Here is a 13,063-nt window from a genome sequence, read left to right on the forward strand (position 1 = left end):
TAGGGGTCCACATTCTGAGATAGGGCTTCCTGGGCCTAGGGCGCCGGTGTTTCATTAGTGTGAAGCGCTGAGTATGCGCGTAGGAATTCAGGAGGACAACGTGAGTACAACAGGTCTTTACCGCCCCGAGTACGAACACGATGCTTGTGGTGTTGCCTTCGTGGCTAACCTGAGCGGCGAACAGTCACGCGAGATTGTGGATCTCGGATTGACGGCACTGGAGAATCTCGATCATCGAGGTGCGGTAGGTGCCGAGGAGAACACAGGAGATGGGGCCGGGATTCTGCTCCAGGTTCCTGATGCGTTTCTGCGCTCTGTCACGAGCTTCTCGCTTCCTGAACCCGGCCACTACGCGGTGGGTATTGCGTTCCTTCCCAGAGTTGGGGAACGCGGTGAGGCCGTCGCGGAGATAGAAGCGATCGCGCGCGAAGAGGGCTTGGACGTGCTTGGATGGCGTACTGTGCCCATCGATTCTTCGATGATTGGGCCCACAGCGATGGCTTGTATGCCCACGTTCCGCCAGCTGTTCCTTGCTGATCCAGCAGGCACAACCGGCATCGAACTGGACCGCAAAGCATTCCGGGTTCGCAAGCGGGCAGAACTCGCCGGAACCTACTTCGCGTCTCTATCTTCGCGCACGCTCTTGTACAAGGGCATGCTCACTACCAAGCAGCTTCAGCCCTTCTTCTTGGACCTGTCTGATCCGCTCCTTGAATCGGCTCTGGCTGTGGTTCACTCGCGCTTCTCCACCAACACGTTCCCATCGTGGCCACTCGCTCAACCGTTCCGAATGGTGGCTCACAATGGTGAGATTAACACCGTGCGCGGCAACCGCAATTGGATGGCAGCTCGCGAGGGCCAACTGCATGCAGAGGCCCTTGGCTCAATCGACGAACTGCTCCCTGTCAACACGGCAGCCTCCGATTCGGCTAGCTTCGACGAAGTTCTTGAACTCCTGTATCTTTCGGGGAGATCACTTCCTCACGCTGTGCGCATGATGATCCCGGAAGCGTGGGAACAGAATTCGGACATGGATCCGAAGCTGCGTGCGTTCTACCAGTACCATGCAAACCTCATGGAGCCATGGGACGGGCCAGCCTCTATCACGTTCACAGACGGCGTTCAGTTGGGCGCCGTGCTCGACCGCAATGGGCTGCGGCCTGGACGATTCTGGGTCAGTGATTCTGGGTTGGTGGTTCTTGCCTCCGAATCCGGTGTGCTGGACATTCCCGCTGAGCAGGTTGTGCGTAAGGGCAGACTGCAGCCAGGAAAAATGTTCCTTGTTGATATGCAGGAACACCGCATCATCGAGGATGATGAGATCAAGTCCAAGTTGGCAAATGCCGCACCTTACGGCGCTTGGATTAGCGAGAACACGGTTCGCCTGTCTGACCTGCCCGAACGCGAACACGTTGACCATTCCCACACATCTGTCACACGGCGCCAGCAGGTGTTTGGTTACACAAACGAAGAGATCAGAATGATCGTCAAGCCGATGGCGGCTGGCGGTGCTGAAGCCAAGGGATCGATGGGTTCGGACACGCCGATCGCAGTGCTATCGGATCGGTCTCGCCTCATCTTTGATTACTTCAGCCAGCAGTTTGCTCAGGTAACCAACCCTCCGCTCGACGCCATCCGCGAAGAGCTTGTCACCTCCTTGGTCTCGGCAGCTGGCCGCGAACCAAACCTTCTCGCGGAGCTCCCGGAGCATGCGCGCAAGTTGGTTGTTGACTTCCCAGTGATCGACAACGACGAACTCGCCAAGATTCGCAACATCGGGCGTTACCCGGAATTAGGTAAAGGGCTTTCTGCGGTTGCAATCTCAGGCCTCTACCGAGTCTCGGGCGGGGAAGCCTCGCTACGGGTACGAATCGATGAGATTTGCGCGGAAGCCGATGCGGCGATTGAGGCTGGCGCTTCTTTCCTCATACTGTCGGATCGTGATTCATCCGGTGAGCTTGGGCCAATTCCCTCACTCCTTCTCACATCGGCCGTTCACCATCATCTTCTGCGGCGCCAGACCCGCACGAAGTGCGCAATCTTCGTTGAGGCCGGCGATGTGCGTGAGGTCCACCATGTGGCACTTCTTATCGGATATGGTGCGACGGCAGTCAACCCGTATCTCGCTTTGGAGACTGCAGAAAACCTTGCCCGCACCGGTGAGGTCAAGGTTTCCCCAGAGAAAGCTGCCCACAATCTCATCGACGCGCTTGGGCATGGCCTGCTCAAGGTGATGTCCAAGATGGGTATTTCCACAGTTGCTTCGTACCGAGGTGCTCAGGTGTTCCAGGCCATTGGCTTGTCGCAAGAGCTGGTTGACGAGTACTTCACAGGTACGCCAACCCCTCTTGGGGGAGCTGGTCTAGACGTGATTGCCAATGAGGTAGCTCTGCGCCACGTCGTGGCTTACCCTTCGCTGGGTATCACCCCCGCCCATCGGGCGCTTGAGACCGGCGGCGAGTATCAGTGGCGACGAGATGGCGAAGAGCATCTGTTTAACCCTGAGACGGTGTTCTTGCTCCAGCATTCCACTCGGACGAAGAGCTATGACGAGTTCAAGCGTTACAGCGGTTTGGTGGACAACCAGGCTGAGCATCTCATGACGCTCCGAGGCCTGTTCCGCCTCAAGGAAGGCGAACTTGATCCCATCTCGATCGACGAGGTGGAGCCCATCGGATCCATCATGAAGCGTTTCTCCACAGGCGCCATGTCATTCGGATCCATTTCGCAGGAGGCCCATGAGACTCTCGCGGTGGCGATGAACCGCATTGGTGCCAAGTCGAACACTGGCGAAGGCGGCGAGATGCCCGAACGCCTCTACGATTCGGTACGCCGCAGCTCGATTAAGCAGGTTGCTTCTGGCCGATTTGGCGTAACGAGCGAGTACCTCGTCAACGCCGACGATATCCAGATCAAGATGGCACAGGGTGCGAAGCCTGGTGAAGGTGGCCAGCTACCCGCCCAGAAGGTGTATCCGTGGGTGGCGGAAGTGCGCCACTCGACACCGGGTGTGGAGTTGATTTCTCCACCGCCTCATCACGACATCTATTCGATTGAGGATCTGGCTCAGCTTATTCACGACTTGAAGAATGCAAATCCAAGGGCTCGCATTCACGTTAAGCTCGTATCCGAAGTTGGAGTCGGAACAGTAGCGGCCGGTGTAGCCAAGGCGCACGCCGACGTCGTCCTTATTTCCGGTCACGACGGCGGAACCGGCGCAGCTCCTCTCACGTCCATCAAACATGCCGGTGCTCCATGGGAGCTTGGCTTGGCCGAAACACAGCAGACGCTGGTCCTGAACAACTTGCGCGATCGTATTGTGGTGCAGGCCGACGGGCAGCTGAAGACTGGCCGTGACGTAGTGGTGGCCGCACTGCTCGGCGCCGAAGAATTCGGTTTTGCAACGGCTCCTCTGGTGGTCTCCGGGTGCGTCATGATGCGGGTGTGCCACAAAGACACGTGCCCTGTGGGTGTGGCAACTCAGAACCCTGAACTGCGCAAGCGGTTCAGTGGCAAGCCTGAATACGTGGTGACTTTCTTTGAGTACATTGCGCAGGAGGTTCGCGAGATCCTTGCCTCGCTCGGGCTTCACTCGATAGAGGAAGCAGTTGGCCATGTGGAGTTGCTAGATACAAAGAGCGCCGTCAACCATTGGAAGGCCTCCGGACTGGACTTGACACCGGTTCTGGCGAAGCCAGAAGCGACCCCGGGAGCGACTCTCTACCAGAGCGTTGGCCAGGATCATGGGTTAGAACATGCCCTAGATGTCACTCTTATTGAGATCTGCCAAGACGCGCTCGTCAGTGGCACGCCAGTGGCGGTGGATCTTCCGATCCATAATGTCAATCGTACTGTTGGCACGATGCTCGGTTCTGAGTTGACGCGGCGATACGGTGGCAAGGGACTTCCCGATGGCACGATCGACATCACGTTGCGCGGTTCAGCTGGCCAATCATTCGGTGCTGTTCTACCCAAGGGAATCACGCTCCGGCTGGTTGGCGATGCCAATGACTACGTAGGCAAATCGCTTTCTGGTGGCCGGATTTGTGTGCGGCCGGATCAACTGAGCTCCTTTGCCCCGGAAGAGAACGTCATTGCCGGAAACGTCATTGGATATGGCGCGACTTCCGGTGAGATCTTCCTTCGTGGCTTGGTGGGCGAACGCTTCGGAGTGCGCAACTCTGGCGCAACCCTCGTCTCAGAGGGTGCCGGTGACCACTGCGCGGAGTACATGACGGGTGGCGTTCTCTTGGTGCTTGGTCAAGTGGGCCGCAACTTCGGTGCAGGTATGTCGGGAGGCGCAGCATACGTGCTCGACTTTGACTCCAAGGCGCTCAACCCAGATGCCGCCGCGAACGGCGCGTTCATCATTACATCTCCGGATGAACAGGATGTGGCTGAACTCAAGGAACTGCTTCAGAAGCACGTGGACTTCACGGGCTCTGCAGTTGCTCAGGCAATTCTCGCAACTGAGGGATACTCCCGTATCACGAAGCTTGTACCTCGCAGCTATGCACGTCTAACTGCCGCTTTGGCAAATGCTGAGGCTGACGGGTTGGACATCACCAATAACACCGTGTGGACCAAGATTATGGAGGCATCTCGTGGCTGATCCGAAAGGTTTTCTCAAGCACCGCCAGCGGGAGCTGCCGGTTGAGCGCCCAGTGCCAGTTCGAATCATGGACTGGAAAGAAATTCAGGATTCGAAGGTAGATAACTCGGCGATTCTGAAGCGCCAGGCCTCCCGTTGCATGGATTGTGGCATTCCGTTCTGCCACTTCTCCTGTCCGCTTGGCAACCTCATTCCGGAATGGAATGACTTGCGGTGGCGTGAGAATCTACCCGAAGCAATTGATCGCCTTCATGCCACCAACAACTTCCCAGAGTTCACGGGACGCCTCTGCCCGGCGCCGTGCGAATCGGGATGCGTGTTGGGAATCAATCAGGAGCCCGTGACAATCAAGCAGGTGGAGCATTCCATCATTGATGAGGCATGGGAAGCTGATTTGGTCACACCTCAGATTCCGGAGTATCTCACTGGCAAGACGGTTGCAGTTGTTGGCTCTGGGCCTGCCGGCCTCGCAGCCGCGCAGCAGCTGACGCGCGCAGGTCACACCGTTGCCGTATATGAGAAGAGCGATGCTCCCGGGGGGCTTCTGCGATACGGCATTCCCGAGTTCAAGTTGGAGAAGTCCGTTCTTGAACGGCGTCTTGCGCAGATGGAAGTTGAAGGGACCCGTTTCTACAACGACGCTTCCATTGGGGAGGCCGGACACAATGCCTCAGAGCTTCTTCAGGGATACGACGCGGTAGTTTTGGCGATCGGTACACCTATTGGGCGTGATCTTCCGGTGCCGGGACGCGAGTTCAGTGGTATTCATCAGGCTGTAGAGTTTCTGACCACTTCGACTCGTCGGGTGCATGGCTTGGAGATCGAGGATGACATCACCGCTGCGGACAAGGACGTTGTGGTGATTGGCGGTGGAGACACTGGTTCGGACTGCATTGGTACATCTGTTCGCCAGGGTGCGCGTTCGATCACCTCGCTGGAGATCATGCCGCAGGCATCCACGCAGCGCCCGGAGAATTGGCCTTGGCCAACCTTCCCGAAGCTCTACAAGGTCTCGACATCCATGGAGGAGGGCGGGCAAACCCTCTACTCGACGTCTACCGTTGAGTTCCTCTCTGATGGAACTTCTGGTGAGGGCGCTGTTTCCCATCTGCGCCTGACCGATGTTGAGTTCGTTGGAGGGCGCCTAACTACCATCGAAGGCAGTGAGCGGGTTATTCCGGCACAGCTGGTGTTACTTGCCATGGGCTTTGTTGGTGTTCCGAATGAAGGAATCGTGGACCAGCTCGGCTTGAACCTAGATAAGCGGGCGCGTATTGAGCGCAACCAAGATTTCACCACGAACGTACCCGGTGTGTTTGTGGCTGGCGACGCGGGGCGCGGCCAGTCGCTCATCGTTTGGGCAATTGCAGAAGGTCGTGCCGCTGCCAAGAGCGTAGACAGCTATCTCAGTGGCACTGAGAGCGCGCTTCACGCTCCGGTCCGGGCAGGAGACCTTTCGCTGACTCTGTAGTGAAACCGCGTAGCTGATTCTGTAGTGAAACCGCACTCGCGTGGGTGTGATGCATTGCATGTACGGTCCCAAAAGCTTGATATATCAGGCTTTTGGGACTGTTTCGTCCAATTTGTCCAGTAATCATTTTGTGGTTGTTACAACCATTGGCATGGGTGTGTTGCTTCCGTAGCTCAGGTAAAGTTAACGGCATGCGTAGAGCGAAGATTGTGTGCACACTAGGACCTGCAACCACCACCCAAGAACAGATTCTCGAGTTGGCGCGTGCTGGAATGAATGTTGCACGCATTAATGCTTCCCATGGTTCGCATGCGGAGCACGAAGAACGCATCCTGCGCGTTCGTAAAGCTGCAGAGATCATCGGCCGCCCAATCGCGGTCTTGGTAGATCTGCAGGGACCAAAGATTCGCCTAGAAACGTTCGCCGATGGCCCGGTTCAGCTCAACGTGGGTGACGAATTCACAATCACCACAGAAGACGTTGAGGGTACCAAGGAACTCGTTGGGACCACATATAAGGGCCTTCCGGGCGATTGCCACGTTGGTGATCAAATTCTGATCGACGACGGCAAGGTTGCTGTACGAGTAACCGCAGTCACTGAAACTCGCGTCACCACGGTGGTGGAAGTTCCTGGCCCCGTCTCTGACCACAAGGGCATGAACTTGCCTGGCGTTGCTGTTTCGGTTCCTGCGCTTTCCACTAAAGACCGCGAAGATCTTGAGTGGGGTCTGCAGTTCGGGGCAGATATTATCGCTCTTTCCTTCGTTCGGTCTCCTGACGATATCAAGGATGTCCATGACATCATGGATCAGGTGGGCATACGCCTGCCAGTGATCGCAAAGATTGAAAAGCCGCAGGCGGTTGACAATCTTGAAGACATCATCCGGGTGTTCGATGGCATCATGGTTGCCCGTGGCGACCTAGGCGTCGAAGTTCCGCTGGAACAGGTGCCGTTGGTACAAAAGCGCGCTATTGATATTGCTCGCAAGCGTTCCAAGCCTGTCATTGTGGCAACTCAAGTGCTCGAGTCCATGATTGAAAACCCGCGCCCGACGCGCGCAGAGGCATCCGACTGCGCCAACGCCATCATTGACGGTGCCGATGCTGTGATGCTTTCGGGTGAAACCTCTGTTGGCCTTTACCCATTCGAGTGTGTTCGCACGATGGCAAACATCATCGAGTACTCCGAAGAAAACGGCATGGAACAGATCCCGGTGTTGGGCAACCTTCATCGCACCCGCAACGGTGTTCTCACACGCGCCGCTGTAGAGATCGGTGAGCAGCTTGGTGTGCGCTACACCGTAGTGTTCACAGAAACCGGTCAGACGGCGCGCCGCGTGGCGCGTTTGCGTAGCCGCATTCCGATCGTATGCTTTACTCCAGATCCAAAAGTTCGCAACCAACTCGCACTGGTGTGGGGCGTTGAAACCTTCACGGTTCCTCACGTCAAGCACACGGACGATATGATTGCACAGATGGATCATTTGCTTCGCGAAATGGATATGGCGGAAGATGGCGACCGCATTGTGGTTGCCGCCGGTATGCCAGCCGGTGTTACCGGTTCGACTAACACGATTCGTGTGCATAAGATGGGTGAGGCACTGACCAGTCAGGTCTGATCCCAAAACGGTCGGGTTCTGATTCTCAGGCCCAACCTAGGCTCCTGTGGTGGAATTGGTAGACACACTGCACTCAAAATGCAGCGCTTAACGGCGTGCGGGTTCGAGTCCCGCCGGGAGCACGATTGATTCAGCATCTTGTCTGACAATCAAGATGAACAAACGCGATCGAATAACTGCTGTGGCTCCGATGCCACGATTGGTGTCCTGGCCTCATTCAGTTAGCCGAGACAATACGGTGATGATGCATCTACAATTAAGCATCGTCAGTCGAAGGAGACGGGATGACACACGAAGACGTAGAACAGCAGGAATCTGATTCTGCTCGGGCCGGCTTCCGCGCACTCGTTGCGGAAGATGAAACGCTCATTCGTCTCGACATCGTTGAAACACTTGAGGAAGCCGGCTACGAGGTAGTCGGTCAAGCCTCTGATGGTGAACAGGCCATTGCGCTGGCCGATGAACTTGAGCCAGACCTCATCGTCATGGACGTGAAGATGCCGGGCATGGATGGAATCACAGCTGCTGACAGGATTCTTCAGGATCGGCGCTGCGCGATTGTCATGCTCACTGCATTCTCACAGAGCGAACTTGTGGAGCGCGCTCGTGAAGCCGGTGCCATGGCCTATGTGGTCAAGCCGTTCACACCTGCAGATCTGATTCCCGCGGTAGAAATCGCAGTGTCTCGCAGTCAGGAAATGCTGGCTCTGGAAGGCGAAGTCGCGAACTTGACGGAACAGTTCGAGACGCGCAAGCGTGTTGAGCGCGCCAAGGGGCTGTTGGAAGCGCAGATGGGTTTGACTGAACCCGAAGCCTTCCGATGGATTCAGAAGACCTCAATGGATCGTCGCTTGACCATGCGTCAGGTCGCAGACGCAGTGATCGATCAAGTCGGTAAGTCTGAGCAGGCAGGTTAGAGACCTCGGCGCTTTTGCACTTAATTGTGTGACGCGATTTTCTCGTGAAGAGGCGGTTGTTGGAGAGATCCAACAACCGCCTCTTTGCTTTCCATGGTCAATGGCTGTGCTCTTCCCTCACGTCGAGGGGCGCACCAGGTCTTTGCTCATGAGAGCAGCGTTGCTACTACGCTTGACCCGCATGAATGAACACGCAGGTCATTCGGCCGGTCGCTGTGAGGTTTCCGGCGTCGTCGTGAATATCCACGAGGGCGCACATACTCGACTTACCAACGTTGATGGGAATCGCACGTGCTGTGACTGTGCCTTGCGTAACGGATCTGAGCTGACTGATGTTGAGTTCTGTGCCCACGGCCGCGCGACCCTGCGGCGCAAGACACTGTGCAAGGATCGACGCGCTGTGCTCCACGAGTACGGCGTTTGCCCCGCCGTGAAGGAGGTGAAAGGGCTGCCGGTTGCCTTGTACGGGAATGCTCATTACAACTTCGTCTGCGCTGACTGTGAGCATTGTGGCACCCATCGTGGTGGCGAGTTCGCCAAGGTTGTCAGAAATCGTGTTCATGCCATCGATCATATCTAGTTAGGTGTACCAGCCGTTCTGACCATGGCCGACGCAGCGGCTTGCGGTTTGGTGCGTGCGTCTGCCCGCCAGTCGCTGTGCGGCACACACTTCACGATAGGCTTGGGCTGTGACTGAGAAATCCATGCTGCTTATTGATGGCCATTCGATAGCGTTTCGGGCGTTCTATGCCCTGCGCACGGAGAGCTTCCGAACGTCGACTGGTCAATACACGAATGCCGTTTACGGCTTCACAACAACGTTGCTCAAGCTCATGGGAGACTACAAGCCGCAGTATGTAGCAGTGGCGTTCGATCTTCCGGGAGGTACGTTCCGCACGCGGCAATATCCTGAGTACAAGGGTGGGCGGGCCGCGATTCCCCAGGAGTTCATCGGCCAGATCGAACTCATTCAGGAGACCTTGAACGTACTTGGCATCAGCTGGTTGACCGTTGAAGATTTCGAAGCGGATGACATTGTTGCCACTTTGGCGGCCCACGCCCAGGCGGAAGGTGTACACGCGTACATCGCTTCTGGCGATAAGGACTCCTACCAGTTAGTAACTGACAAATCGACCCTTCTATACCCGATGCCGCGCTCTCAGATGCAGGTGCTGGATCCAGCTGGTGTTGAGGCAAAGACTGGGCTCACGCCTGTGCTCTACCCCGATCTTGCCGCATTGGTGGGGGAGGGCGCAGATAACTTGCCGGGTGTGCCAGGAGTCGGGCCAAAGACGGCCGTCAAGTGGATTGAACAGTATGGCGGACTGGCAGGAATCATCGAGCATGCTGACGAACTGAAAGGTAAGGCCGGGCAGGCCTTCCGAGATCACACTGATCAGGTGCTTCTCAATCGTGAGCTAAATAGGCTAGTCACAGACCTGCCGATCGGTCAGAATCTCGAGGATTTCACCGTCAAGGGTGTGGATCGCAATGGCGTGCATGAGCTGTTCGACACGCTCGATTTCACTGGGCTGCGAACGCGCGTTTTCCAGGAGTTGCCGGCGCGCGATGGAGACGTGGAACGTGAGTCCCATTCAATTGGGATCGACGACGTCGTCGTCGACGAAGATACTTTGGAAAGCTGGTTGGCTGGCCGGGAATCAAAGCGATGGGGACTAGCGGTATCGGGTATGTTCGCCCCGCATCGCGGTGATGTGGGCTCGTTTGCTATTGCTGATGATGATCACCACGTCATTTCTGTAGATCGGACGGAGCTCTCACCTGCAGATGAGGCTGTGTTGGCGCGGTGGCTATCGGATCCAGAGATTCGAATCGTGTGTCACGGCGGCAAGGAGTACTGGCATGCTTTCAAGGGAACCGGTGATTTCGACCTGCAAGGTATCGAATGTGACACGCTTCTTGCGGCCTATCTATTACACCCCGACCAGCGAGAGTACGACTTCAGTGACCTCGTGATGCGCCATCTGGGGATCGAGATATCCGCTTCTGACGACGACGGCCTCCTTCCCGGCTTGGGTTCATCCGCGGACGCGCTAGCGCTCCAAGCCGCACTGTGCGGCCCGTTGGCTGATGCGTTGATTGAACAGTTGGCGGATCAAGGCGAAGATGGCGCACTCATGGATCTGGAACTCGCCGTAGCTGACACTCTCCAGGAGATGGAGAACACGGGTATTGCCGTGGATGAGCAATATCTTGAAAGCCTTCGGTCATCGTTTGATGACCGGGTGAACGCTGCAGCCCAGCAGGCCTACGCAGCAATTGGGCGCGAGATCAACTTGTCTAGTCCCAAGCAGCTTTCGGCGCTACTATTCGACGATCTAGGTTTGCCGCCCACAAAGAAAATCAGATCCGGATACACCACAAATGCGGATGCGCTTGCTGAGCTAGCTGCTCGCATTGCACCGCGTGAAGATGCCAACGCGCTCGCCGGGCAGGATTTCCTAGCGGCACTGTTGGAGCACCGCGACGCGATTAAGTTGCGTCAGGCGGTGGAAGGCTTGGCACGATCTGTGCAAGGGGACGGAAGGGTGCACACCACCTACCAACAGGCCGTGGCGGCAACCGGGCGGCTTTCCTCAACTGATCCAAACCTTCAGAATATCCATGCTCGCACGCAAGAGGGGCAGCAGATTCGCGCCGCCTTTGTTGCTTCCCCTGGATATGAGGGGCTGATGACCGCCGATTACTCGCAAATCGAGATGCGGCTCATGGCGTCACTTTCCGGCGATCAGGCACTCATTGACGCCTTCAACCACGGCGCGGACCTCCACACATACGTCGCATCGCGCGTGTTCGGAGTTGAGGAATCTGAAGTCACTTCGGCCCAACGATCGAGAATCAAGGCGATGAGCTATGGCTTAGCCTATGGATTGTCGTCTTTTGGGCTGTCACGCCAACTTCACATCGAGGCCCACGAGGCGCAGCGGTTGATGGATGACTACTTCTCTCGTTTTGGCAAGGTCAGGGCATATCTCGATTCGCTCGTGGAAAAGGCCCGCAAAGATGGATACACAGAGACGATCTTGGGGCGGCGGCGCTACCTGCCCGAACTCACGTCAACTAACCGTCAGTTGCGGGAGTCTGCCGAAAGAATGGCGCTCAATGCGCCGATCCAAGGTTCGGCGGCCGACATCATTAAGCTCGCGATGGTAGACGTTGCTCACGGCCTGCGTGATTCTGGAATGAAATCGCGAGTACTTCTGCAGGTGCATGACGAACTTGTTCTGGAGGTGGCCGAGGGCGAACGTGCCCAGGTTGAGCTCATCGTGCGCCGCGATATGGAAGGCGCTGCCCAGCTGGCGGTCCCGCTTTCCGTGGGTGTGGGGTTTGGTCGGGACTGGCGGGCTGCCGCGCATTGATGCGCGCCAGCCCGGATGGTTCCTCAGCTCTCCGACTATGCGGCCTTCCGGGAACGCACAACAAGCGTTCCCGGAAGCCACTTCGACCGCTCGGGACCCCATCCTCCCCACACGACGTCGCGATTCTCGGGCCATTCGGGCTCCCACATCTGTTCGATGAGGAATCCAGCCTGCGCTAATGCGGCAGTGTGCTCGGACAACGTGTGCGGAAACTCCACGTAGGTGAGTTCGCCGTGGTCGTCGCGCTCAACGTACGGTTCGCGGGAAAAGTAGGACGTATGAACCGTCATCGCGTCCAGATGCGGGGAATCTGGAAACATCCATCGCACAGGGTGAAGTGCGGAATAGGCGAGGCGCCCGCCGGGTGTGAGGACGCGGGCAAGTTCTGAGAATGCCGCGCCGAGGTCTTCAATAAAGGAGAGCGCTCCGAAGCTCGTGAACGCGGCATCGAAGCTAGCGTCCGGAAAAGGAAGGGCAAGGACGTCAGCTTGCACGAGTGGGAAGTCGAGGCCGCGAACTCGATTGAGTGTGGCCGCTGCATCAAGCATTGCGCCAGAGATGTCACTAGCCACGGGGCGGCAGCCCTGAAGGGCAAGAAACCGTGAGCACTGGGCGGCACCAGCACCGAACTCGAGGATTCGCTTGTCAACGAGCTCGCTCAGATCGCCGAGGATGTGAGCCTCCTCTTCCGAAAACCCCTCAGGTCCCCAGATGAAGTCCGCATCTCCGAGAGTCTGGCCATGCTCTTCCAGATACTCATTTGCGTGTTCGTCCCACCACGAGCGGTGCGCCTGTGATGCGGACTCGCCTGCGTCTAGGTGTTCTCTGCCAAACCACATGTGAGGGGCCTTTCAAAGTTGTGACCTTCTCAGAATACCGTGCGGGCGTGCAAGCGTTTTCAGGCACGTCGCTATACGGTAGCGACACGGGTGTAGTGGTGGAATCGAGAGTTTACCGCCATTTTCCACGTGTTGCAGGTGATGCGAGGCGATGCTGCCATTGGGAAAAGCGCAATGCAACATTGGGCAAATACAGAAAACTGCACGATTTGCATTGTTGACGTG

Annotated in this window: 7 protein-coding genes and 1 tRNA gene; 6 read left to right on the forward strand and 2 right to left on the reverse strand. The window is 57.0% G+C overall.

Annotation, left to right across the window (positions count from 1 at the left end):
- The first annotated feature begins 100 nt into the window (after positions 1-100).
- The 5 genes from gltB to H2O17_RS06020 all read left to right on the forward strand — a co-directional run bounded on the left by gltB (position 101) and on the right by H2O17_RS06020 (position 8,619).
- Positions 101-4,612, forward strand: a complete 4,512-nt coding sequence (gltB, locus tag H2O17_RS06000; protein ID WP_246311169.1) for a glutamate synthase large subunit — start codon at positions 101-103, stop codon at positions 4,610-4,612.
- The gene (locus tag H2O17_RS06005) at positions 4,605-6,083 is read left to right on the forward strand and encodes a glutamate synthase subunit beta (protein WP_182048863.1); all 1,479 of its coding nucleotides are present in this window, start codon (positions 4,605-4,607) and stop codon (positions 6,081-6,083) included. Before gltB ends, H2O17_RS06005 begins: the two co-directional genes overlap by 8 nt.
- Positions 6,084-6,274: 191 nt before the next feature.
- Positions 6,275-7,702, forward strand: a complete 1,428-nt coding sequence (pyk, locus tag H2O17_RS06010) for a pyruvate kinase (RefSeq protein ID WP_182048864.1) — start codon at positions 6,275-6,277, stop codon at positions 7,700-7,702.
- 40 nt (positions 7,703-7,742) lie between these two features.
- A tRNA-Leu gene (locus H2O17_RS06015) sits at positions 7,743-7,824 on the forward strand.
- Positions 7,825-7,986: 162 nt separating this feature from the next.
- Positions 7,987-8,619, forward strand: coding sequence for an ANTAR domain-containing response regulator (locus H2O17_RS06020; protein ID WP_182048865.1), 633 nt, complete (start codon positions 7,987-7,989; stop codon positions 8,617-8,619).
- 166 nt (positions 8,620-8,785) lie between these two features.
- Here the strand turns inward: H2O17_RS06020 and H2O17_RS06025 are convergent, their stop codons facing one another.
- Positions 8,786-9,181: a PaaI family thioesterase gene (locus tag H2O17_RS06025; RefSeq protein WP_182048866.1), complete on the reverse strand. Its 396-nt coding sequence runs from the start codon at positions 9,179-9,181 to the stop codon at positions 8,786-8,788.
- A 127-nt stretch (positions 9,182-9,308) separates the two neighbouring features.
- On the opposite strand from H2O17_RS06025, the gene polA reads away from it, so the two are divergent.
- The gene (polA, locus tag H2O17_RS06030; RefSeq protein WP_182048867.1) at positions 9,309-11,999 is read left to right on the forward strand and encodes a DNA polymerase I; all 2,691 of its coding nucleotides are present in this window, start codon (positions 9,309-9,311) and stop codon (positions 11,997-11,999) included.
- Between the two features lie 35 nt (positions 12,000-12,034).
- Here polA and H2O17_RS06035 read toward each other — a convergent pair whose 3' ends face one another.
- Positions 12,035-12,838, reverse strand: coding sequence for a class I SAM-dependent methyltransferase (locus tag H2O17_RS06035; protein ID WP_182048868.1), 804 nt, complete (start codon positions 12,836-12,838; stop codon positions 12,035-12,037).
- Positions 12,839-13,063: the final 225 nt, after the last annotated feature.

This window comes from Changpingibacter yushuensis, from assembly GCF_014041995.1.
In the GTDB taxonomy this organism is placed as follows: domain Bacteria; phylum Actinomycetota; class Actinomycetes; order Actinomycetales; family Actinomycetaceae; genus Changpingibacter; species Changpingibacter yushuensis.